This window comes from Pedobacter sp. GW460-11-11-14-TSB4 (assembly GCF_059423705.1).
The window spans coordinates 16,715-40,093 of sequence record NZ_JBWKYI010000010.1; the positions used below are offsets into that span (position 1 = coordinate 16,715).

Annotated in this window: 19 protein-coding genes; 6 read left to right on the forward strand and 13 right to left on the reverse strand. The window is 38.2% G+C overall.

The window, feature by feature from the left end:
- Positions 1 to 446 precede the first annotated feature (446 nt).
- The 6 genes from AC07YT_RS11905 to AC07YT_RS11930 all read right to left on the reverse strand — a co-directional run bounded on the left by AC07YT_RS11905 (position 447) and on the right by AC07YT_RS11930 (position 6,325).
- Complete coding sequence (locus AC07YT_RS11905) at positions 447 to 686, reverse strand: hypothetical protein (RefSeq protein ID WP_086547414.1); 240 nt, start codon at positions 684 to 686, stop codon at positions 447 to 449.
- A gap of 116 nt (positions 687 to 802) precedes the next feature.
- Complete coding sequence (locus AC07YT_RS11910) at positions 803 to 1,537, reverse strand: GDSL-type esterase/lipase family protein (RefSeq protein WP_086547415.1); 735 nt, start codon at positions 1,535 to 1,537, stop codon at positions 803 to 805.
- A 44-nt stretch (positions 1,538 to 1,581) separates the two neighbouring features.
- The gene (locus AC07YT_RS11915; protein ID WP_086547416.1) at positions 1,582 to 4,278 is read right to left on the reverse strand and encodes an outer membrane beta-barrel protein; all 2,697 of its coding nucleotides are present in this window, start codon (positions 4,276 to 4,278) and stop codon (positions 1,582 to 1,584) included.
- Complete coding sequence (locus AC07YT_RS11920; protein ID WP_029274124.1) at positions 4,262 to 4,495, reverse strand: DUF1456 family protein; 234 nt, start codon at positions 4,493 to 4,495, stop codon at positions 4,262 to 4,264. The genes AC07YT_RS11915 and AC07YT_RS11920 overlap by 17 nt, the downstream gene beginning before the upstream one ends.
- Before the next feature lie 257 nt (positions 4,496 to 4,752).
- Positions 4,753 to 6,057, reverse strand: coding sequence for a DEAD/DEAH box helicase (locus AC07YT_RS11925; protein ID WP_086547417.1), 1,305 nt, complete (start codon positions 6,055 to 6,057; stop codon positions 4,753 to 4,755).
- Between the two features lie 49 nt (positions 6,058 to 6,106).
- Positions 6,107 to 6,325, reverse strand: a complete 219-nt coding sequence (locus AC07YT_RS11930) for a hypothetical protein (protein ID WP_086547418.1) — start codon at positions 6,323 to 6,325, stop codon at positions 6,107 to 6,109.
- Positions 6,326 to 6,562: 237 nt separating this feature from the next.
- Between AC07YT_RS11930 and AC07YT_RS11935 the strand changes: the two genes are divergently transcribed.
- Positions 6,563 to 7,036 carry a ribonuclease H-like YkuK family protein gene (locus AC07YT_RS11935; protein ID WP_086547419.1) on the forward strand — a complete coding sequence of 158 codons (474 nt, stop codon included), beginning with the start codon at positions 6,563 to 6,565 and terminating at the stop codon, positions 7,034 to 7,036.
- Positions 7,037 to 7,295: 259 nt separating this feature from the next.
- A complete protein-coding gene (locus AC07YT_RS11940; RefSeq protein WP_494945327.1) occupies positions 7,296 to 7,763 on the forward strand; it encodes an SRPBCC family protein in 468 nt (155 codons plus the stop codon).
- Between the two features lie 10 nt (positions 7,764 to 7,773).
- Here the strand turns inward: AC07YT_RS11940 and AC07YT_RS11945 are convergent, their stop codons facing one another.
- From AC07YT_RS11945 to AC07YT_RS11965, 5 genes are all read right to left on the reverse strand, one after another.
- Entirely contained in the window at positions 7,774 to 8,352 is a 579-nt protein-coding gene (locus tag AC07YT_RS11945) for a DUF4468 domain-containing protein (RefSeq protein ID WP_494945328.1), read from the reverse strand.
- 97 nt (positions 8,353 to 8,449) lie between these two features.
- Complete coding sequence (locus AC07YT_RS11950) at positions 8,450 to 9,475, reverse strand: porin (protein WP_086547421.1); 1,026 nt, start codon at positions 9,473 to 9,475, stop codon at positions 8,450 to 8,452.
- Between the two features lie 37 nt (positions 9,476 to 9,512).
- Positions 9,513 to 10,919, reverse strand: coding sequence for an ammonium transporter (locus tag AC07YT_RS11955; RefSeq protein WP_086547422.1), 1,407 nt, complete (start codon positions 10,917 to 10,919; stop codon positions 9,513 to 9,515).
- 346 nt (positions 10,920 to 11,265) lie between these two features.
- The gene (gene mnmL, locus AC07YT_RS11960) at positions 11,266 to 12,213 is read right to left on the reverse strand and encodes a tRNA modification radical SAM protein MnmL/YtqA (RefSeq protein WP_086547423.1); all 948 of its coding nucleotides are present in this window, start codon (positions 12,211 to 12,213) and stop codon (positions 11,266 to 11,268) included.
- 627 nt (positions 12,214 to 12,840) lie between these two features.
- Positions 12,841 to 14,283: an APC family permease gene (locus tag AC07YT_RS11965; protein ID WP_086547425.1), complete on the reverse strand. Its 1,443-nt coding sequence runs from the start codon at positions 14,281 to 14,283 to the stop codon at positions 12,841 to 12,843.
- Between the two features lie 272 nt (positions 14,284 to 14,555).
- Between AC07YT_RS11965 and AC07YT_RS11970 the strand changes: the two genes are divergently transcribed.
- The 4 genes from AC07YT_RS11970 to AC07YT_RS11985 all read left to right on the forward strand — a co-directional run bounded on the left by AC07YT_RS11970 (position 14,556) and on the right by AC07YT_RS11985 (position 20,468).
- Positions 14,556 to 16,802 (forward strand): sodium-translocating pyrophosphatase, encoded by a 2,247-nt coding sequence (locus tag AC07YT_RS11970; protein ID WP_086547426.1) that lies wholly within the window; start codon positions 14,556 to 14,558, stop codon positions 16,800 to 16,802.
- A 115-nt stretch (positions 16,803 to 16,917) separates the two neighbouring features.
- Complete coding sequence (locus AC07YT_RS11975) at positions 16,918 to 18,393, forward strand: amino acid permease (protein WP_086547427.1); 1,476 nt, start codon at positions 16,918 to 16,920, stop codon at positions 18,391 to 18,393.
- A 97-nt stretch (positions 18,394 to 18,490) separates the two neighbouring features.
- Positions 18,491 to 19,822 (forward strand): putative porin, encoded by a 1,332-nt coding sequence (locus AC07YT_RS11980; protein ID WP_086547428.1) that lies wholly within the window; start codon positions 18,491 to 18,493, stop codon positions 19,820 to 19,822.
- Between the two features lie 79 nt (positions 19,823 to 19,901).
- The gene (locus tag AC07YT_RS11985) at positions 19,902 to 20,468 is read left to right on the forward strand and encodes a MarC family protein (protein ID WP_086549389.1); all 567 of its coding nucleotides are present in this window, start codon (positions 19,902 to 19,904) and stop codon (positions 20,466 to 20,468) included.
- Between the two features lie 431 nt (positions 20,469 to 20,899).
- Here the strand turns inward: AC07YT_RS11985 and AC07YT_RS11990 are convergent, their stop codons facing one another.
- Both AC07YT_RS11990 and AC07YT_RS11995 read right to left on the reverse strand, forming a co-directional pair.
- Positions 20,900 to 22,069, reverse strand: a complete 1,170-nt coding sequence (locus AC07YT_RS11990; RefSeq protein WP_086547429.1) for an RsmB/NOP family class I SAM-dependent RNA methyltransferase — start codon at positions 22,067 to 22,069, stop codon at positions 20,900 to 20,902.
- Between the two features lie 33 nt (positions 22,070 to 22,102).
- Positions 22,103 to 23,314, reverse strand: a complete 1,212-nt coding sequence (locus AC07YT_RS11995; RefSeq protein ID WP_086547430.1) for an ABC transporter substrate-binding protein — start codon at positions 23,312 to 23,314, stop codon at positions 22,103 to 22,105.
- Positions 23,315 to 23,379 lie beyond the last annotated feature (65 nt).

Genomic DNA, 23,379 nt, shown 5'->3' on the forward strand with positions numbered 1-23,379 from the left:
CTTTCATGTTCCCTTTCACGATGTAAAGTTAAATAAACATTATTAAACTTTCAAATATTATTGAAAGTTTATAAACAAAAAAACGGGTGTTATAGAGCCTTCTATCTTGAACGATGATTTTATCGTATGGAACTATATTAATGACAAGGAAATTTGAAAAAGAACCGCCATTAATCATCGTCATCCGATGGCTTTTTCAGCCGACAGTCTGTCCCGACCTTTCCTATCGTATAGACACATCTCTAATTTACATTTGTTTTTAGTGTCGTTGCCTAGATCAATCAGCTTACTGATACCGAAACTTCTGTATCAGCACCTTTCCTGTTATTGAGAATTCCCTGATTCTAAAATAAATATTAAATATTGACATCAATATTTGTTTATTTTTCCGCTCTATGCCGCGGTGACATGGTACTTTGGAGCGCCAAAGTACCCAAAACGCTTTGTCAATCCAGCAATGAGCCTTTTTGCACAATCCCATTCACATCAAAAAAACAGCGGCACTTCGTTTTGTGTTCAATATTTTTTTTAAAAATTAAATCATCGTTATGAACACAAAACCACTGCGTTTCAGGTTTGTTAGTGCCAATTGACCTAGACAGCACCTGTTTTTTTGATTTTTCCGGCTCTTGGGATTGACGGCATACTTCGTTAAAATCAGTGCTTTTATTAAAGTTGGCTAGCATTATGCATAAACTATTCTTAAAAAAGATGTGCATTCAAGATAGGACCTTTCAGGGAAGCAATGACGAACTTTCTATGGAAGTTTATCAATGATAGCATGATTGAAGGGCTTATCGATCTAATGCCGATTCCTCAAAGCCTTTTTTATTGCATCATCAGTCACTTCTTCCATAATTTTATAACCTGCCAGGTTTGGATGAACGCCATCAACTGTGAGTTCGGCACGCTGCCCTCTCCTTTCGTCTACCAAAGGTGTCCAATAATCTAAAATGGTATAATTTCTTGCTTCAGCGTAGGCCACAATCTTTTCGTTTAAATTCACGATGCTATCAGCTGCTTTAACGCTTTTGTTCCATGGATATTCGTAAACAGGCAGGTATTTACAGAGTATCACTTTAATATGGTGCAACCTTGCCAGTTCGGCCATCGATTTAATGTTATTCATAATTTTATCGTTGGTAACATGGCCGGTATTACCCGCAATATCATTACTCCCGGCCAAAATAATCACCACTTTTGGTTTAAGGTTAATTACATCCTGCCGAAAACGGATAAGCAGTTGTGGCGAAATCTGTCCGCTTATTCCCCTATCCAGATAAGGTTTATCCTTAAAATACTCAGGATCTTTCTGTTTCCAGAATTCGAATATCGAACTCCCTAAAAAAACAACCCTTTTTTCTTTTCTGGTTGGTGGTGGTAAAAGTTCATTTTCTTTCTGGTACTTGCTTAGCGCAGCCCAGTCATCAGCAAAATTCTCTTTTTTAGGTTTATTACTTAACGAATCTGTCTTCAGCTGTGCAAACGAAACATTTACAAAGACCATTAAAAACAGAATCAGGATTTTACTTTTCATGGGATAATCGGTTTGAACGAAACGCTAAACTAATTAATTCCCGATTAATTAAATTCAACTCCACTTAAATTTACATTCGTTCTGTTTCTTTTGTTTCCAAACTGGCTCAGATTATAACCTAAGGTTGCCTGCACAAAGCGGCTGATAAAGCGTGTCCTGTTTTCAGATATGGAATTATTGCTAATACTGGTACTAAAGAGGGCTCCCTGGTTAAACAGATCGTTGGCCTGAATAGAAAAGAGGAGTTTATTATCCTTCAAAAAGGAGGTATTTAATCCCATGTTCACCAATAAAGGGTTACCGGAATATAGATTGTATCCAAAATTTAAACTTTTAGAGGCTGAGGCATTTACCCTAAAACGTTTATTAGGAATCCAGCTGGCACTGCCATTTAAAGCCAGCACCTGGATATTCTTAATATTCTGGTTCATTACAGAATAGGTATTTGAACTAAAGCTATACGAAACGCTGGTATTAAAAGAATATTTTTTCTCATTCAGGTTAAACCTAAAAGCGTTCGAAACGTTAATTCCACTACTCCGGTTTAATACATTTTCTGTATAAAAAACATTACGGCTATAGGCGATATTTCCATTGACAGAGAGCGATAGTTTATTGGTTAACAACCTTTTATTTAAGGAATAATTTCCACCCACATTATAAATACCATTTACATTCTCATAGGTCGTTTGCTGTTTTAAACTGTTGAGCGTATCTCTCAGAAAAACCGTATTACTCACAACGCTATTAAAAGCAAAAGTTCCTGATAAACCTGCCATAATACTCAATCCCGATTTAAGGCCAAATTGATTGTAGCTTAAATCGGCGGTATGGCTGGATGTTGCTTTCAAATCTGGATTACCGATAATCAGGTTCTGTACATCATTATTGTTTCTAACGGGTTGCAGTTTATTAAAGTCGGGCGAACTCGTGTAACCATTGTAGCCAAAACTCAAATTCCCGTTGTCTTTAATCTGATAACTTAAATTGGCAGAGGGTGAAAAATTTAACTGGTAGTTTTTTAGCTCCTGTCCCGTATTCTGGTATTTACCGATAATGATGCTGGGGGAAAAATTAAGGCCTAAATTATAACTGATCCGCTTTGCATTGGTATTAAAGCCAATACCGAAATTCTGATTAATAAAATTAGATACATAATCCTGCCCCAGCGAATCGACAACAAAATCGTTCCCCAGTGGATTAGTTACCGTTGTAGTTTGCAAATTCCGGCTCCTGCTTACCGAAAAACGGTAAGACAAATTAATAAAACTATATCCTGTACTGTCGTTTGGCTTTTTTAATGAATTGGAAAACTGGAAATTACCCCCAAAATTGGAGTTCGAAGTATTATTATCAACCAATCTGTTTAGTAACGAATCTTTAACCAGTATGTTAGTGGTTTCGTTATAGTACCTGATAATGTCGTTAATTCTACTGTTTGAATTTCCTTCGCTTGTGCCAAAATTAAATCCCATAGATAGCGACCGCTTATTATTAGCCAGCCGGCGAGACCAATTGATGCTTCCATTAACATTAGGATTGCTATTCCGTGAGCCTGAATTAGACAGAAGATCCTGTTTGATAAACCCTGTTTTATTGGAAGTTGAAAACGCATCATTGCGGGTATTGGCCAAAGCCCCACTAAGCGAAATATTGAAATAATTCTTCTTTGTGGCGCCATTTAAACCCAGGTTGATGTTATTGTTTAGCGATTTAGAATTATTGGCGCTTTCTCTCAAATCGAATATGGTTCCCTGCGGATTAAACGTTTCGAGGTAATTACTCTGAATGGATTTATTAATTCCATTACTAAAATGATAAGCACCGTTAAAGCTAAATTCCTTCGAAATTTTGTCCCTGATATTACCGTTTAAACCTCCGTTGTTCATTTTGGTAAACTCATTATTGGTAATCCCATAACGGCTTCCAAAACCAATTTGCTTCGTTTTTTTCCATATACTCCCGTTACCGCCGAGGTTATGTGCATTATTGGTAGCAGAACTCATATTTACGCCGCCAAAAACACCTTTATCCATGCCGGGTTTAGTAACCAGGTTTAACATTTTCTGTGGCGTACCTACTTTTATGCCGGTAAAATTAGCTTCGTCTCCATAATCATCAATGACCTGAAGTTTAGCAATAATATCGGCAGGTAACTGCCTGATGTAATCTTCTACGTTACTGGTAAAAAAATCTTCACCATTTACCCGCAGCTTGGTCATTTTTTTCCCCATTGCCGTAACAGCACCTTTTTCGTCGACCTCAACGCCTTGTAACTGTTTGAGCAGGTCTTCCACTTTATCATTTTCTCTGATGGTGTAGGCAGCAGCATTATATTCAATGGTATCTTTTTTGATTTTAATGGGATCTACCTTTACTTTAACCTCTACATCTTCGAGACGGATGGTTTCCATTTTGAGCATAATGGGTTCTAAAACGGCGTTTTTTTTCGAAGACTCAATTTCGTAGATCGAGGCAAATGGCTTGTAGCCCAATGCAGAAATGCTAAGATAGAACTTATTGCGGCTTACTTTCGCGAATGCAAAATTCCCTTTCCCGTCAGAATTTGAGCGGAGGGTATCTTTATCAGTAATCAATCGGATGCTTACACCTTCAATAGGCTTTTTCAAAGAATCGATTACGTTACCACTTATTTTAAACTGAGACTGAGCGAGAGCGTTAACAGAAAGCGTGATCAGTATAAAAAATAATAAAAAGCATAAATTATTGCTTTTTCTCATCCCTCGGACCTCTTTTGTAAATCACAAGACCATTTAAAAAATTACGTAGAATCTGATCGCCACAAGGTTTAAAATTTTCATGGTCTTCATTTCTGAAAATATCGCCTAGTTCTGCCTTGGTTACTTTAAATCCAACAAGGTCGCATATGGTGATAATATCTTCTGTTTTTAATGATAAGGCTACTCTTAGTTTTTTTAATATATCGTTGTTGCTCATTTTTAATGTTTGAATTAGAGATTGATTAAGTGATGATTGAGTGATTGATTTAGAGAATTAGCGCATGATTGAATTAAAGCATTAATGAATGACTGAGTTATTAAATAAACGGTTGAATAAATAAATTATTGAATGACAACAAAAATAAATCTAGAACTTTAGTTCCCATTTTATCAATGAACCAATGAACCAATGAACCAATGAACCAATGAACCAATGAACCAATGAACCAATGACCAATGAACTAATAAACCAACCTAACTGGCCACTTCTAATTTAAGTTTTTTCCCTTTAATTTTTTCGCCACTTAGTGTTTTCAATAGTTTCTCTACTTTGTTTCTTTTAACGGCTATATAACTGGTCGTATCTTTCACTTCAATCAGTCCAAGATCTTCTTTTGTTAAGGTACCTTTCTGCAAAAATAAACCTACAATATCAATTTTGTTAATTTTATCCTTCTTGCCATGTGCAAGATATAATGTTACCCAATCGCTGGCTTCTGGTAATTTATATTGCTCAGATAAAACTTCTTCTTCAATATCATCTGGTAAATATTTATAATGTTCTTCTGTCGTTAAAATGGCATAAGCCGTTCCTTTTGCGTGCATCCTTGCCGTTCTGCCATTGCGATGAATATAGGCATCTTCGGTATAAGGCAATTGATAATGTACAATATGTTCTACTTCGGGAATATCGAGACCGCGGGCTGCCAAATCTGTCGTGATTAAAATCCGATGGCTGCCATTTCTAAATTTAAGTAATGCCTTTTCACGATCGAACTGCTCCATCCCTCCGTGAAAAACATCATGTCCTAAACCATTTTCGAAAAGTAAATCACTTATCCGGTCTACCGTTTCCCTGTGGTTACAGAAAACCAGCGTGTTTTTACTCCCTATTTTACTGAGTAATCTGAAAAGGTAATCTAGCTTATCGGCTGCAGGCGCTGTTATTTTTTTGAGTTTCAGATCTGGTTTTGCTTCGATATTTTTTGAAAAATCGACTTCAACAGGCGAATTCAGCTTTACAAAGGCCGGAATTTCTTCCATTTTGGTTGCAGAAGTAAGTATACGCTGTTTTAACGAAAGTAGCGAACCAATGATGTATGACATGTCATTTTCAAAACCAAATTCCAGTGCTTTATCAAATTCATCTAAAACCAAGGTTTCGATAAAAGATTCGTCAAAGTTTTGATACTCTAAATGATAAGCGATCCTGCCAGGTGTTCCGATTAAGACTGCTGGAGGATGTGCAAGATTATTTTTTTCGATGCGTACAGCGTGGCCACCATAACAGCAGTTTACTTTAAACGAAGTACCCATTTGTTTAAAAACCTGCTCTATCTGTAGGGCAAGTTCTCTTGATGGAACCAAAACCAGGGCCTGCACTCCTTTTACGCCGGCTTTTAGGTTAGAAAGTAATGGCAATAAAAAGGCCAACGTTTTCCCTGAACCCGTTGGCGCAATCAATATTACATCTTTACCAGTCTTAGCTGCTTTTACAGAAGACTCCTGCATCTCGTTAAGTGCAGCGATGTTTAATTTTTTTAAGGCATTTTCTATCATTCGGCCATAAAGGTAATCATTTCTCTTTATGCCCGGAATACAGCCTTAGTTACGGTCTGAAAAATCTTTCCCTAAGTTTCCTAAGGGTAGAAAAGTTTAATCTTTTCTCGAGCAACATTAACATGTTACCGCGTTTAGACATTGATGATAGTACTTTTTCGTTAACAGCATCAACCGAAGATAAAATCTTGTCAGCCAGTTCATCTGCAAATTTATTCGCCCTGCTATTTTGTAATAACTGAAGCTCTTGAATTAATTCTGCTTTCATAATTAAGAATTTTTAATGAATGTACAAATATTAACGGAGCGGATAATAATTTGTTTCAATAAATAATAAGATCATCCAAACAATTATCACTAACTTGTTGATAACTAACTTTTTGTTAGCAAATAAACAATCTACGCTTAACACATATTTAATTTTTAGCGCTTATTTTTATAAAAACCTGATTGCCATTTGTACCAAAGGGGATTCCTTTGGAATTAACCTCAAAAAATACAATGTATGACGTGGAAAAAATTTAGTGGTGAAATTATTCAATCTTCGATCCTTGAAGAAGTAGAAAAAGCAATTATCAGAGAAAGCGAAAACGGTTTCAAGCTTAAAGTTTGTATTGGCACCGACTCGCAGGTAAAAGGTGCGGTAACGGATTTTGCAACCGTAATTGTGCTGTTACGAGAACATCATGGCGGTTTTATGTACATTCACCAGGAAAAAAGCACACAGCAGGTAAGCATTAAAGAAAGAATGTTGATGGAAGTGCAAAAATCTATCGAAACAGCTTATTCCATCTGCGATTTACTTGACATTTATGATGTAGCGCTCGAAGTACATGCCGATATCAACACCAGCCCATCATTTAAATCGAATAAAGCGCTTAATGATGCCATGGGTTATATTTTAAGTATGGGCTTTATTTTTAAGGCTAAACCAGAAGCATTTGCCAGTTCTACCTGTGCCGATAAAATGGTGCATTAGGTAGTTAGCCGGAAAGTCTTGGGTTAGAGGTTCGAAGCTGATTATCGTCGTTTCGAGCACCGCCGAGAAATCTATAGGTCACGTTGATGATCAATATCCCTCATAGATCCCTCCATTCCGCTGCACTTCAGTCGGGATGACGAAACTCGTTACGCTCCAACTTTGCGATCGCTGTGCCCTCATTCTGCGAACTTGCGGTTAAACCTAAACTATCTTCAACAAAACCCCAACTTCGTTGTTGTGCTTTTAAAACAAAAACTTGAAAACATATAGATTAGAATTTACCCAAAAACTACCTGTTGATCTGGATACAGCATGGGACTTTTTTTCTTCGCCCATGAACCTGGCCGAAATTACCCCACAGGATATGACCTTTGATGTTACTTCACCAAATATGGTCAATACTAAAATGTACCCTGGCCTGATCATCACCTACAAGGTTTCGCCCTTGCTTGGCATTAAATTAAACTGGGTGACGGAGATCACACACGTTAAGGACAAGGAATATTTTATCGACGAGCAGCGCTTTGGCCCTTTTGCATTCTGGCATCACCAGCATCATTTCGAAAAAGTAGATGGCGGTGTATTGATGCACGATATTTTGCATTACAGCATCGGCTGGGGACCTATTGGCTTAATGGCGAATGCCATCATCGTGAATAATAAAATCAACGAAATTTTTAAATTCCGCTCTCAGAAAGTGCAAGAATTATTTGGGAAATTTTAACGCAGGCCAGCTACCATTTTTTAGTTGAAATGGTTTCTGCCTTCTTTTTGGCTTTCTCTACCCTATTCGTGGCTAAATACTTCTTGAAGTCATCGCCAAATTTTTCGATTTTGTTATAAGCACTGTTTAAAATATCCTTCCATGCGCCTGCACCAAGTTTGCCTGGTGTACGCTCTAAAGGCACGCCAATTTTTGTAGTCGCTACAAAATTTCCATAACGATCCCTCTGGTATGGGATAAACAGCATATCGGTTAACCAGAATCTGTACTTTCCATTACGCGCCTCAAAAACGAAATGATAACTCACTTCACCACTCGGATGACCGGCAACTAAAATTGTCTTATCAATTACCATTGCTCCTTTAGCTAAAATAGAAGAATCGGTAATACTTTCCTGTGTCATCGATTTTTTATAAGCTACATTAATGAAAGATTTGGCCCTTTGCAGCAAAGTATCTTTGCTTACCAATTGCGAATCTACCACCTTATAATAGATAAATTTACCGTTATCATCTTTCGAAAACTGTTTTTGTTGTGCGGATAATTGAATTGAAAGAAGAGCAAATGTTATAAAAAGAAGGTGTTTCATTTTAAATCGGTTAATAGATAAATCTAACGCTTTAAAGATAAGAAAAAGCCGTCCCGATTTCATATCGGAACGGCCTGATAATAACATTTTTATTTCCTTAAAAAGCGTAAACAGCTGCTAAAGAGAACTGGCCACCATTTGGTGCTGCAGCGCCACCTTCTTTAAAGAAAGGTTTGTCGCTGTTATGGTCTAATCTCACCTCCGGGATAAAAGTTAAACCACCAGATTTAATGTTTGCGGTAAGTGTTACGGCTGTAAAAGCTGTAGCAGGAACTGCACCGGCTGCTTTAAATTTGAAGTATTCGCCTCTCAAACCTAAAGTTACCGCATCTAATATGGCGTACTGAGGATATAAAGCTGCGCCAGCATAACTTCCTGGTACCGAACTGTCTTTAATATCGTAATTAGCTGCATTTAAACCTAATTTAAACTTTTCAGTAACCTGATATGCAGTTGTTAAATCCACAATAGTTCCGTATCCACCAAAACCAGCTCCTGATAAAGCATTGATGTAAGCGGTCCAGCCTTCTACCGGTGCAACCATTAACTGGCCACCAATAGCTGAAACACCACGAGATGCACTGTACACATTCCAATCGTTAAATAAACCAGCCATTAAACTTACTTTATCGCTGAATTTATAAGTGGCTTTGATACCGGCATTCTGGAATGGACCATTGGTAAATAAATATGAAGTAGAGTAGTTGAAGTTTCCAACCGGAGAAATCACCTCATATCCGATAAAGGTACCCATGTAACCAGCAGTCATGCTAAATTCATCTGTAAACTCGTAGTTAACATATAAATTCTGGATATTAAATGAAGAACCAGCAGCAGCGGCATCAGGGATAGATTGCGATTGTCCTCTTGGGCCAAAAGAAAGCTCTCCAACAAATGAGGCCTTGCCAGTTTTTTTCTTCAAAGCAATATCGATCATCCCCAGCGATACTGAGTTATGATCAGTTACAAATGATGTTTTTGCATTTAGTGGGTTCTTGGCAAAATCATATTTAAAGTACGTATCTACCGATCCTGAAATTTCAAGTGGTGACGTCGTGGTTTCCTGGGCCAGGACACACGTAGTGCTGGCCATTGCGAAAATAGCGGTTAAAAGTTTCTTCATGTTTGAGCTTATTTTGAGTTTAGATATTATAAAATCCTTAAGAAATTGGTTCTGTTAACGGACTGTTTCTTTCGATATAGATCGCTCTTTCTTCTACTAACAAGGTACCTTGTGAGTATTTCTCATCGTGTTGAGAAGCATCAAGACCTAGTTCTTCTTCTTCTTCAGAAACCCTGATTGGATTGATAAGATTTACCAGTTTGAAAATAACGAATGATACCACGAAACTGAAAATGATTACGATTACAGCACCTTTTAATTGTGTAATAAAGAAAGCCGGGTTACCATAAAACAATCCATCAGCACCTGCAGCATTTACGGTTTTTGTAGCAAAAACACCAGTTAACAACATACCAACGATACCACCCACACCATGACAAGGGAAAACATCTAAAGTATCATCCAGGCTGGTTTTTTGTTTCCATGAAACCACAAGGTTAGAAATAACTGCGGCAATGGCACCAATGAATATACTTGCTGAAATACTTACAAAACCTGCACCCGGCGTAATGGCTACTAAACCAACTACCGCTCCGATACAAAAACCTAAAACTGAAGGTTTTTTACCTCTTGCCACATCAAAGAACATCCACGATAAACCTGCAGCACCTGCAGCTGTATTGGTTGTTAAAAATGCTGAAACAGCTAAGCTATTGGCACCTAATGCAGAACCTGCGTTAAAACCGAACCAACCGAACCATAATAAACCTGTACCAATTAATACATAAGGGATATTAGCTGGTGGAACTTCTTTATGCTCTAAGTGAGATTTTCTACGTTTTAAAACCAATGCACCGGCTAAAGCGGCCATACCTGCAGAAATGTGTACCACTGTACCCCCTGCAAAGTCTAATACACCCATTTTAAACAAGAAACCTTGTGGGTGCCATGTCCAGTGTGCTAACGGCGAATAAACGAATATTGCGAATAACACAATAAATAAAATGTATGAAGTAAAACGGATACGTTCTGCAACGGCACCAACTACTAAACCTGGTGTAATGATGGCGAACATTAACTGAAACACCGCAAATAAAGAAAGCGGAATGGTTAAGTCTGCTCCTCCCTGAAGGTGAGGTGCTCCAGAATTTACACCTTTAAAGAAAAGGAATGTTGAAGGGTTTCCAATAAAACCACCAATGGTATCACCGAAGGCCAAACTAAATCCAACTACTGTCCATAAAACTGTAATTACTCCTGCGGCTACAACACTTTTAATCATGGTAGACAATACATTTTTACGATGAACCATTCCACCATAAAAGAATGCAAGACCAGGAGTCATTAAAAATACTAAAGCTGCGGCGATTAATATGAATGCAATATCAGGTGCACTATACTTGCCTTCATCAAAATTAGGAAGAAGTGGAATAAATAGAGCGAAAATTGCGACAATCATCAATATCGCAAAAGGCGCGTACTGTTTAAAGGAGAATTTACTCATAGTTTTTAGTTTAATTTGTTTGTATTGTTTAAATATTTAAAATATGCTTGATTTATTTTGATAAAAATACGACATAATGTAGTTTTTACACTATTAAGTTGAAATATTTTAATAAAAACGAGTAATTTTTATAAAACATACCAAAAAATAACCTCAAAATTAAAAATAACAAAAAATCAGAGCAGTTTTAATGCGAGTTTTTGATAAAAACAAAACATACTAGAAATAGCATTTTATATGATTTTACCTAAAATTTATAAAAAATTAGCTAAAAAAATTCACTATTAACCAAAAAACCCATGAAATTTCATGGGTTTTTGTAAAAAATATTAAAAATTTTGTCTTTTTAAGAAAAATACGCAGATCCTTGAACAATACCTCTTTTTTCAATTTCTTTATCCATATAGGTTTGAATTGCCGATTTGTTAAGCCCCCAGTTAGGTGCAATTAACAAATCCCAGTCAGAAATCCCAAAAAGACGTTGAATAACAATATCCGGACGTAAAAGCGGGATTAGTTCGCAAAGTAGATCGGTATACTCCTCAAGTGAGAATAACTTAAATGGCTCTTTTTTGTATTTAGCCCCCATGATCGATCCTTCTACTACATGAAGGTGGTGGAATTTAACGAACTTAATCTGAGGAAAACGGTTAATTTCGTGAATATAACCATGCATTTGTTCTCTGGTTTCCCAGGGGAAGCCAAAAATGGTATGCACACACAGATCGAGCTTACTATCTTTTAACAATTCTACCGCAGCCACAAACTCGCCATGACTACAGCCCCTGTTAATCTGATCAAGGGTTTCATCATATATAGATTCCATCCCCATTTCCAAATCTACATCAAAGCGATCGGTATAACTTTCTAATAAAGCTACCTTTTCGGCATCGATACAATCAGGACGGGTACCCACGGCAAAACCCACAATATCTTCGGTATTAATCGATAAAGCCTCGTCGTACATCATCTTTAAATAATGTACCGGCGCATAAGTATTGGTGTTCGGCTGAAAATAAACAATATACTTATCTGCTTTATAAGAAGTTTTTGCCCTAAACATGCCCTCGGCAAGCTGATCTTTAATATTTGGATTTTTACGCGAAGGCTCAGGCGTGAAAGAATCTACATTACAATAAGTACATCCACCGTAACCTTTGCTGCCATCGCGATTGGGGCAGGTAAAACCACCATCTACAATTACTTTAAACACACGTTGCCCTTTATACTTTTCGCGCAAATGCGTACCGTAATTTTTATACCCCTTGATCCCTGAATCTACAAGTGTTCCCATTATTTGCAAAAATACGGTTTTTGTTCGAGACGCGAGGTTAGATTTGAGAGATTATACAATTAGGGTTTAGGGTTTAGGGTTTAGGGTTTAGGGTTTAGGGTTTAGGGTTTAGGTGAAACAATTCCTAATGGCTAATTTTAAAAAACATTAATTTCTTTTTAGAAAAGCAAATCCTGTGTTTCATGGCAGTGTTAGTCCCGCCACATGCTCATACCTGCCCGTTCGTTCAGGCGGGCGCCTGCAGGCCTTAGGCGCAAGGCCAGTATCCGCCATGCCGGGTTTAAATCAATGAGTTCCTTGCTCAAAACCAGGCAAATTAAACCAGATGGTAGCGGGCACGGAGTGCAACGAAGTAAAGCGGACAGCGGGGCTTTCGGAACCGATTGACACCGAACACTGATTTTCTAATGTAAAACGAGACTTTAGATATGAGATTTAATAGGTAGTTACGAAGAAAAACAAAAAAGCCAATGGCAATGCGATAATTTTTGGCGTAAAAAAACCTCGCAAGCTTTAAAACCTGCGAGGCTTCTGAGTAATTCTTCATTTCGCACCGTCATCCTGAACTTGTTTCAGGATCTATCCTATCATTATGATGTTGAATTAAATTCAGCAAGACAACCTTGCCTAATCCAGCTGTTCTTTTTTATTGATAAAAAAGTAGACCGGCACACCCAGCAAAACAATCACAAGTCCTGGCCAGGTATATTGTTGTTTATAAATTAAGAGTAAAATGCAAAATGCTGCCCCGATCAATAAGTAAATAATCGGTGTAATTGGATATAACCAGGTTTTATAGGGCCTCTCAAGCTTAGGTTGTTTTATCCTTAAATAAATCACGCCAAAAACAGTAATCATATAAAAAAGCACAATCACAAAGGAGATCATATCTAACAGGTTACCATATTGTCCGCTTAAACATAAAGCAGATGCCCAAATGCCCTGCATCCACAGCGACTTTTCAGGAACTCCATTTTTATTATTTTTAAGTGCTGCTTTAAAAAACATTCCATCTTTTGCCATGGTTTGAAAAACCCTTGCACCGGCTAACACGATTCCATTAACACAACCAAAAGTAGAAATCATCACCAGCAAGGCAATTACAATGGTACCAATTCCACTGCCAAAAATTTGCTCTGAAGCGGCAACAGCAACCCGATCGTTAAGGGCAAAAGCAATGCTATCTCTGTTTAGGGTATTGAGATAGATAAAATTAACCAATAAATAAAGAATCATAACTGCTGAGGTACCCAAAACCATAGAACGTACTACATTTTTTTTGGGGTTTTCGATTTCTCCTGAAACAAAAGTTACATTTTCCCAGGCCACGCTCGAGAATACCGAACCGACCATTGCTGCTGCAATCCCCCCCATTATTGTCATACCGGAAATGGATTCCCAGCCGGATTTCAGGAAATTCCCGCTTGCATCTGTTTTAAGATTATTAAAAGCACTCGATCCAAAACCCAAATTTTCAGCCCAAAAGCTGTTCTTTACCAGGAAGAAGCCTAAAATAATTAAACCAATTAAAGCCACAATTTTAGATCCTGTAAAAATATTCTGTAAGATTTTACCACTTTCAACACCTTTTGTGTTGATATAAGTTAAAAGCAGAATAACACCAATGGCCAAAATCTGTATCCAGGTAATTTTATAGCCGCCGCTTTGAAAAATTGGAGCTGCATCGTTTAACGCAGGGATTAGATAGGCTGTAAATTTACCAAAAGCTACAGCTACAGCTGCAATAGTTCCGGTTTGAATGACCGTAAACAAGCCCCAGCCATAAAGAAATCCCATCATTTTACCGAAAATCTCTTTCAGATAAGTATACTGCCCACCTGCTTTAGGAAACATAGAAGAAAGTTCGCCATAAGAAATTGCAGCTGCAACCGTCATTACTCCGGTTATCACCCATACCACAATCAACCAATAACCAGAACCTAAGTTCCGCATGATATCGGCACTAACAATAAAGATACCGCTTCCGATCATTGAGCCCATTACCAGCATTGTCGCATCAAAAAGGCTTAATTTTCTTTTAGAAGGCCCATCTTCTTTTTCAATTTTCATTTTTAGTTGAGTTTAGTTTGTGGCTAATTTATTTAAAAAAAAGAAATTAGGCGTGCTTACCCTGTATTATTTTAATGCTGCGAATTTTTATTTGCCCTGATCATGAAAATTTTAATCACAAGAAAAATATTTTATTATCTTGCTAGCTATAAGTACGTAGTTTGGGGAGAGACGTTTGGCGCTTAGTGTTTGAGATAAACTAAACAATTAACCGATTTATACAGTTCACCAATAAACAACATAATAACCAAATATAAAACCAATTATTAACTATGGATTTTTTACAAAACAATTTAATTTACTGTATCCCGGCCCTGGGCCTTGTCGGGATTATAGTTATGATGATTAAAAGCGCCTGGGTAAACAAGCAGGATGCAGGTGATAAAAACATGCAGGAACTTGCCGGCTATATAGCCGATGGCGCCATGGCCTTCTTAAAAGCCGAATGGAGAGTATTAAGCATTTTTGCTGTTTTTACGGCTGCGCTTCTGGCCTACTCGGGAACCATTACCGAAATTAAAGGTGTTCCGATGCATTCGAGCTGGATTATCTCTATCTCTTTTATTATAGGAGCGGTATTTTCTGCAACTGCAGGTTATATCGGAATGAAATCGGCCACTAAGGCGAATGTTAGAACCACACAGGCGGCCAGAACCAGTTTAAAACAAGCATTGAAAGTTTCGTTTACCGGCGGTACCGTAATGGGCTTAGGTGTAGCTGGCCTTGCTGTTTTAGGTTTGGGTGGCTTATTTATTGTGTTTTTAAAACATTTTAACGTTGTATCTGTAAACAGCGTTGAAATGAAAACGGCTATAGAAGTTTTAACTGGTTTTTCTTTAGGTGCAGAATCTATTGCTTTATTCGCCCGTGTTGGTGGTGGTATTTACACCAAAGCTGCCGATGTTGGTGCAGATTTAGTGGGTAAAGTTGAAGCCGGGATTCCTGAAGATGATGTACGCAACCCGGCAACTATTGCCGATAACGTGGGTGATAATGTGGGTGATGTTGCCGGTATGGGCGCCGATTTATTTGGCTCATATGTGGCAACCATATTGGCCACCATGGTTTTAGGACAGGAAATTGATGTAAAAGACAATTTTGGAGGCATGTCTCCTATCCTCTTGCCGATGGTCATCTGCGGATTGGGTATTATATTTTCGATTATCGGAACCTGGTTTGTAACCATAAAAGATGAAAAATCGAACGTACAAACCGCTTTAAATTTAGGTAACTGGTCATCAATCCTGATTACGGCAGTTGCTTCATTTTTTATTGTGAAATGGATGTTACCAGAAACCCTTAACCTACGTGGTTATGAGTTTTCGAGTATAAATGTATTCTATGCCATTATTGTGGGTTTGGTAGTGGGTACCATTATGAGTCTTGTTACCGAGTATTTTACGGCAATGGGCAAAGGACCTGTAAATTCTATTATCCAGCAATCGTCAACAGGGCATGCTACCAATATTATTGCAGGTTTAGCGGTTGGAATGAAATCGACCGTGATTCCGATTTTGGTATTGGCCGGAGGGATTATGTTATCTTATCATTTTGCAGGTTTATATGGCGTGGCAATTGCCGCAGCAGGGATGATGGCCACTACGGCGATGCAATTGGCGATTGATGCTTTCGGACCAATTGCAGATAATGCAGGCGGTATTGCCGAAATGAGTCAGTTGCCACCAGAAGTACGTGAGCGTACCGATAATTTAGACGCGGTTGGAAATACAACTGCTGCCACGGGTAAAGGATTTGCGATTGCATCTGCAGCATTAACCTCTCTGGCATTATTTGCCGCTTTTGTAGGTATTGCGGGCATTACAGCAATCGATATTTATAAAGCTCCGGTTCTTGCCGGTTTGTTTGTAGGTGGTATGATCCCTTTTATCTTTTCGGCGCTTTGTATCCAGGCAGTGGGTAAAGCGGCTATGGACATGGTACAGGAAGTTCGCCGCCAGTTTAGAGAAATTCCGGGCATTATGGAATATAAAGCCAAACCAGAGTATGAAAAATGTGTAGCCATTTCTACCAAAGCCTCTATCCGCGAAATGATGATGCCAGGCGCTATCGCCTTAATTACGCCGATTATTGTCGGTTTTACTTTCGGTCCTGAAGTTTTGGGTGGATTATTAGCCGGAGTAACGGTTACGGGTGTATTAATGGGTATCTTCCAAAGTAATGCAGGCGGCGCCTGGGATAATGCCAAAAAATCTTTTGAGCAGGGTGTAATGATTAATGGCGAAATGCACTACAAAAAATCAGAACCACATAAAGCTTCTGTAACTGGCGATACTGTTGGAGACCCTTTTAAAGATACTTCGGGCCCTTCAATGAACATTTTAATCAAATTAATGTCTATTGTTTCACTAGTTATTGCTCCATACATCGCAGTTAAGGCAATTGCAGGCGAACACAAGCTAGAAGTTCGAAAAGAAATCAGAATTGAGCAAAAAACGGATAGTTTAGGACATAATATTGCCGATACTTTAATAAACACTACCGATACCTTAAGCCGTTAGTTGTAAAATCATAGATATAATAAAAGTAAAAGGGATTTTTAACCAAAATCCCTTTTACTTTTCCGTAATTTTTAATTACGTTTGGGGCTGAATTAATCTAAACAAAAACTATAATATGGGTTTATTTACTAAAAAGCCAATGCATCTATTGCTTGAAGAAGCAGGTGATTCAGGCAAAGGCTTAAAGCGCACACTTAGTGCAGGTGCATTAGTTGCATTAGGTGTTGGGGCTATTATTGGTGCCGGACTATTTGTTCGTACGGCTGCTGCAGCCGCTCAAAATGCTGGTCCATCAGTTACAATCGGTTTTATAATAGCGGCAATAGGCTGTGCTTTGGCAGGCTTATGTTACGCTGAGCTCTCTTCTTCTATTCCAATCTCTGGTAGTGCATATACTTATACTTATGCCACCATGGGCGAGTTAATGGCCTGGGTTATTGGCTGGGATTTGGTGTTAGAATATGCTGTTGGTGCTGCTACTGTAGGTATTGCCTGGAGTGAATATTTGAATAAACTACTGGTCGAAGTATTACATACCTCACCCATACCCTACGAGTGGTGCCACTCACCTTTCCAATCGCATCCTGATGGTACCGTAAATGGAATCATGAACCTTCCTGCTTTGTTTATTGTAGGTTTGTTAAGTTTACTTTTAATTAAAGGAACATCAGAATCTGCTTTTGTAAACGGTTTAATCGTAATTACCAAAGTGGGTATCGTGATCTTAATTATTGTTTTAGGATGGGGTTTTATAAACGAATCTAATCACCATCCATATATTCCAGCTGCTACAACTTATGTAGATCATGCAGGTATTAGCCATAGCTTTGGAGGTTTCTGGGGTGTTATTGGCGCTGCCGGAACGGTGTTCTTCGCCTTTATCGGTTTTGATGCCGTAAGTACTGCCGCTCAGGAAACTAAAAACCCTAAAACTGCAATGCCAATTGGTATTTTAGGATCATTAGCCGTTTGTACGGTATTATATATCTTATTCGCACACGTTTTAACAGGAATTGCACCAGTTGAGTTTTTCAGAACCAAAGGTGGTGAAGCATCTGTAGTAGCTGCAATCAGCGAATACATGACCGGATATTCATGGTTATCTAAATTAGTAACCGTAGCTATTCTAGCAGGTTTCTCTTCTGTAATTCTGGTAATGTTATTGGGCCAAAGCCGTGTATTTTATTCAATGAGTAAAGATGGTTTATTGCCTAAAATGTTCAGTGATTTACACCCGAAATTTAAAACACCTTATAAAGCAAACTTAGTGATCCTGATTATTGTAGGTTTATTTGCTGCATTTATCCCTGGTGACGTTGTTGGTGATATGACCAGTATCGGTACGTTATTTGCATTTATGCTGGTTTGTGTGGCGGTAATTATCTTAAGAAAAACTGATCCGGATCTTCCTCGTCAGTTTAAAACACCTTGGGTACCTTTAATTCCAATTTTGGGTGTTGTTGCCTGTGGTTTAATGATCCTTGGTTTAGGCTGGACAAACTGGTTAAGGTTATTTGGCTGGTTAGCACTAGGATTTATCATTTACTTCGGATACAGTAAAAAGAATTCACATTTGAAAGACGTTAAATAAGTTATATTTTCAAAAAAATAAAAGCCCCGGCCAAAAGTCGGGGCTTTTTTATGTTAAATAATTGTTAATAAAGCTACCTTTGCAAAAAATTGATAACATGTGCCGCAATTCTGCCAAAATTAAAAGCGTTTATTTCTCCTTAACCATTGTTTTACTATTCATTTCCGCTACAGGATATGCTCAAAGAACAATTAATGATGTAATGGATTCTACCACGGTAAACCATTTGCTCATTATTTCGAAGAAATATGGATCCTTATCTTTTAGTGGCTATTTACAACCACAGTTTCAATTGGCGCAATCGAACGGCACTCAGGCAGAATATCAGGGTGGTAACTTTGGCGAGTATACCAATAATCGGTTTAGGTTAAGAAGAGGGCGTTTAAGAGCAGATTATATGATGTTAACCGATGATGGAAGTCCTTCTACCTATTTTGTGCTTCAGTTTGACGGAACAGAACAGGGCGTAGCCATTCGGGATTTCTGGGGACGTTACTATGAGAATAAATGGAAAATACTGGCAGTAACTTTAGGGCTTTCAGGACGCCCGTTTGGGAATGAATTGCAATTATCTTCTTCAGTAAGGGAAGCGCCAGAGCGTGGCCGGATGTCGCAGATTTTAATGAAAACAGAACGTGATCTGGGAGTTACCTTTACTTTAAATCCACGGTGGAAAAACGCCAGATTGAAAAATTTTGTTTTCGATTTTGGTATTTACAACGGACAGGGACTAGCCGGTAGCGGAGAATTTGATAACAGTAAAGATTTTATCTTCAGGTTAAGCCACAAAACCTATGCCTTTAAAAACTTTACTATAGCTGGTGGCATCAGTACTTTACAGGGTGGCTTAAATCACCGTTTGCCCGTAAGTTATAAAATGGATAGAATCAACGATCAATGGAAAATGGTTAAGGATTCGTCAACTTCAACGATCAATAAGGTTGCCCCACGGAGGTATTATGGTGCCGATATCCAGCTTGCTACCAAAACGAAGAGCTGGAAATCGGAGTTAAGGGCAGAAGTGGTATCAGGTTTGCAAACAGGCACTTCAACCACATCAACTACACCGGGCTCCTATCCTGTTGATAGTAAATCAATAGCGCTACCATATTATACCCGTACCTTTAATGGTGCCTATCTTACCTTTGTACAAACCTTAAATAGTACCGACAATCAGCTGATTTTAAAATACGACTGGTATGACCCGAATTCAAAGGTAAAAGGACTTGATATATCCAGCGCCCAGGGACTTTCTCCGGCCGATGTCCGTTTTGATACTTTTGGCTTTGGTTTCCTACATCACTTTAACCCACATTTTAAAGCGGTGCTTTATTACGATATCATTAAAAATGAATCGACCCAAATTCAGGGCTACACCACTGATAGAAAAGACAATGTACTCACCTTAAGAACACAATTCTATTTCTAATAAATAATTGCACAATTGAGGAATTGATACAAATTCCGCTACCTTTGCTTAAAATTGTCCCGCTATGAAATTCGATTTTATGACGTTCAACTTAAGCCAGATCCTGTCTACAACGATGGTGCTCTTTGCTATTATCGATATTTTGGGAGCCATTCCAGTTGTGATCGAGCTACGCAGAAAAGCCGGGCATATCGAATCAGAAAAAGCATCCCTTGTGGCTGCAGGTTTAATGATCCTCTTTTTGTTTGTTGGGGAGTCGCTGTTAAAAGTAATCGGACTAGATGTAGAATCTTTCGCCATTGCGGGTTCATTTGTGATCTTTTTTATTGCGATGGAAATGGTACTGGGATTAACCATTTTCAAGGAAGAAGCGCCTGAAACCGTATCTATTGTTCCATTGGCCTTTCCTTTAATTGCAGGAGCGGGTACAATGACCACTTTACTCTCCTTAAAAACAGAATACCATACCCAGAATATCTTAGTGGGCATTATACTCAATATGTTGTTTGTTTACTTTGTATTGAAAAACACCAACAGGCTGGAAAAACTTTTCGGAAAATCAGGCTTAAATATCTTACGCAAAGCCTTTGGCGTAATTTTATTGGCTATCGCGATTAAATTGTTCAGGAATAATACGGGGCTTTAAGGATGGAGGAGATGAGATGGAAAATGGAAGATGTAGCTTCGTTTTTTACATTAGCTGTAATGACGATCACGCTGTTAAATGACAATGCTTCAATCAATTTGTAACAATAATTGCGTATATTCATCTAACAATAAAGCTCAATATAATGAACAGCTTTGAAGAATATACCTTAATTATTGGAGCCATAGCCGTTTTAATCGAAGCGGTAAAATACTTCAAAAAGAATTTCAAATCCTGGTTTGAACATACGTAGCGTGGGTCGTCATCTCGACTGAAGCGCAGCGAAATGGAGAGATCTATCGGGTTAGATTTAGCTTCGCTGAGCCTTAGATTTCTCGACTGCGTTGCACTTCGCTCGAAATGACGGTATTTCGAAGAAAAATTAATCGAACTTAGTTTAAACACCCCGATCCTAAATCCTCTAATCCTGGCTAATCCTGGCTTTTCTTGATCAACCTCGCCACAAACATGGTATCAGCGTTATTTTCATAACCCTTTATTAACTCCATCTTTTCCAGCTCCAATGGCAGCTGATCAAGCATATGCTGAACAACGGCCTCATTTTCGGCTTCAAAAGCTGAGCAAGTGATATAAATCAGGGGTTTACCTGGCTTTAAATATTTTACAATGTTTTGTACAATACCTTTTTGAATGGTAGCAAACTGATTAATTTTCCTTTCCTCGAAAAACGTGAGCATTTCGGGTGTTCTTCCCCATGTTCCAGAACCCGTACAAGGGGCATCCAGAATGATTCCGTCAAAGGCATAGTGATGCAATATCTGGTCGTTATTCTGCAAAAGATCGATTTCTTTTTTATGGTATTTTTTGATCCCGGCTAAACGGAAACGTTCATCTAAGTTTAAGAGTACACTTTCTCTCAGGTCAGAGACCAAAAGCTCGATCACAGGCTCGAAACTATGCAACAGCAATGTCTTTCCTCCGGATGCCGCACAGCAATCCCACCATTTATCCCATTTGTTCGGTTTAAAATAATTGCCTGTATGTTGCGATGATAAATCCTGAACCTGATAACTGCCTTCCTTTAAAATGGTTTCGAGCTTGGTTCCATTGGGTAAGGCCAAAGCAGTTTCAGAAATGGCTTTAACCGTTATGTTTTCATCTGCTAATGTTGCCACAATAGCTGCAGATTCTTCGGCCGCTACCCTGATAAACAAATCTGGCTGTTTAAAAAACGAAGCAAAAAACGCCTCTTTATCAATATCGCCAGAAAGCGCTGCATGAAAAGGATATACCTCTTTTATATCAAAGTCAGGGTATTTGGCTTTAATCAGGTTTAATTTCTCCGCTAAAGGCAAAACAATACTTTCCACCAGATCAGGGAGATTTTTCTCTACAACAAGACTGAGCGTATCGTGGCACAGGAAATCGGCAATGCTCAAACGTTCTTCCAATGGAAGTGCCGGTAAAGTTTTACCTAACCTAAAAAAGCTATAAATATGTCGTGTAGCCCACCTCCTATCGGATGAACCCATTTGCTTATGTTGCTTAAAATAGCCGGGCAGAAAACGATGCAAGGGCAAACTTCCATCATAATTATTTAAAATCTGTTCAAAGGCTCTTAACTGATGATCTGCTCTCATGCAATAATTAAAATGGAAGAAAAAATGATAGAATTACTCAACTAGGTTTAACGCAAAGTTTTTAAACTTCAGCAACATTAAACTGGTGTTAATATAGCCTAATTTTTCATCATGGATAAATGAAAAGTTATTATGAAGGCCTTTATATTTATCTTTTACCAGGTATTCTCTATAATCCTCTCCGTAATTACTTAATAACTTACCAAAGTAGTAGCCAACATCAAATCCCTTAAATGCATATTCACCAGGTTCAAATCCGTATCTGTAGCGGTATTTTTTAATAAAGGCAATAACCGCGCTGCTTTTATAATCTATTTTATAAGAAGAGCTGATAATGGTATTTAGGTCTTGTAGTTTATCCGTCGGGTAGTTCTGTTTTACCCAGTTAGGATGACCGAATAGATTAATGCCATAACCACCCGTAGGAAGATGTTTTAGTTTATACAATTTTTCTACGGTTGGCAATACAAAAGTCCTGTCGGAGGAGGTAAGCACCACCACATATTCTTTACCTTTGATCATTCTCGTTTCAAAAGCATAAGCTGAAGCATACTCCTGTACCACAAACTTGGTATTGGCTTGAAAATAGCTCCTGATTGGTACAGCAAATTGCTCGTCTTCTGTTTTCTTAGGATTAATCAGCACCACTATCGTATTGGCAGGATTATAGTTTTTAGCGATGTATGTAGCAATCTTTTTTCCATGCAAACCAATATTATTTACAACAGAGATCAGATTTGGGTTATTAAACTCAGCCGGTTCGGAAGCAGCCAAAGGCGATACAATAACGGCATTATTTTCCTTGGCATAATTGGAGATAAATTTTAGTCCATCTGGAAAAACCGGTCCAATAATTAAATTGCTTTGTTTAAAACGTTCATTTTTATATAAGACAGAGATGTGTGCATTATCATCCTGGGTATCAAAAACGTTGAGTTTAAAATTTAAACCCTGAGTGGCAGCAGAATCCAATCCCAGTTTAAAGCCCTGATAAAAATCGATAGGCATGGCATATTTCTCAATATCGGCTTTTGTAGCTGTTTTTAAGTTCAGCTCATCCAATTTAAAGGGAACAAGCAATGATACACTGGCCTGCGAAAACTTTTTGATCGGCTTTTTCTCTGCCGGTTTCTCTTTTTCAACCGGTTTACTCGTTTCGGGTTTAGGTGTTCTAATTTTAGGCGAACAAGCACCCAAAATCAATGTAAACAAAACTGGCAACCAATAAACCTTCCTGAAATTCATACCTATCATTTTTAACAAAATATGCTAGCAAAGTTTATTCCACCTTGCTAGCATAATCATATTAT

Bases quoted from the DNA above. Each gene is read 5' to 3' on its own strand.
- AC07YT_RS11995 (WP_086547430.1), bottom strand. From the start codon at position 23,314: ATGAATTTCAGGAAGGTTTATTGGTTGCCAGTTTTGTTTACATTGATT.
- AC07YT_RS11930 (WP_086547418.1), bottom strand. From the start codon at position 6,325: ATGAAAGCAGAATTAATTCAAGAGCTTCAGTTATTACAAAATAGCAGG.
- AC07YT_RS11970 (WP_086547426.1), top strand. From the start codon at position 14,556: ATGGATTTTTTACAAAACAATTTAATTTACTGTATCCCGGCCCTGGGC.
- AC07YT_RS11965 (WP_086547425.1), bottom strand. From the start codon at position 14,283: ATGAAAATTGAAAAAGAAGATGGGCCTTCTAAAAGAAAATTAAGCCTT.
- AC07YT_RS11955 (WP_086547422.1), bottom strand. From the start codon at position 10,919: ATGAGTAAATTCTCCTTTAAACAGTACGCGCCTTTTGCGATATTGATG.
- AC07YT_RS11950 (WP_086547421.1), bottom strand. From the start codon at position 9,475: ATGAAGAAACTTTTAACCGCTATTTTCGCAATGGCCAGCACTACGTGT.
- AC07YT_RS11980 (WP_086547428.1), top strand. From the start codon at position 18,491: ATGTGCCGCAATTCTGCCAAAATTAAAAGCGTTTATTTCTCCTTAACC.
- AC07YT_RS11915 (WP_086547416.1), bottom strand. From the start codon at position 4,278: ATGAGAAAAAGCAATAATTTATGCTTTTTATTATTTTTTATACTGATC.
- mnmL (WP_086547423.1), bottom strand. From the start codon at position 12,213: ATGGGAACACTTGTAGATTCAGGGATCAAGGGGTATAAAAATTACGGT.
- AC07YT_RS11990 (WP_086547429.1), bottom strand. From the start codon at position 22,069: ATGAGAGCAGATCATCAGTTAAGAGCCTTTGAACAGATTTTAAATAAT.
- AC07YT_RS11920 (WP_029274124.1), bottom strand. From the start codon at position 4,495: ATGAGCAACAACGATATATTAAAAAAACTAAGAGTAGCCTTATCATTA.
- AC07YT_RS11925 (WP_086547417.1), bottom strand. From the start codon at position 6,057: ATGATAGAAAATGCCTTAAAAAAATTAAACATCGCTGCACTTAACGAG.
- AC07YT_RS11905 (WP_086547414.1), bottom strand. From the start codon at position 686: ATGCTAGCCAACTTTAATAAAAGCACTGATTTTAACGAAGTATGCCGT.
- AC07YT_RS11910 (WP_086547415.1), bottom strand. From the start codon at position 1,537: ATGAAAAGTAAAATCCTGATTCTGTTTTTAATGGTCTTTGTAAATGTT.
- AC07YT_RS11945 (WP_494945328.1), bottom strand. From the start codon at position 8,352: ATGAAACACCTTCTTTTTATAACATTTGCTCTTCTTTCAATTCAATTA.
- AC07YT_RS11935 (WP_086547419.1), top strand. From the start codon at position 6,563: ATGACGTGGAAAAAATTTAGTGGTGAAATTATTCAATCTTCGATCCTT.
- AC07YT_RS11985 (WP_086549389.1), top strand. From the start codon at position 19,902: ATGACGTTCAACTTAAGCCAGATCCTGTCTACAACGATGGTGCTCTTT.
- AC07YT_RS11975 (WP_086547427.1), top strand. From the start codon at position 16,918: ATGGGTTTATTTACTAAAAAGCCAATGCATCTATTGCTTGAAGAAGCA.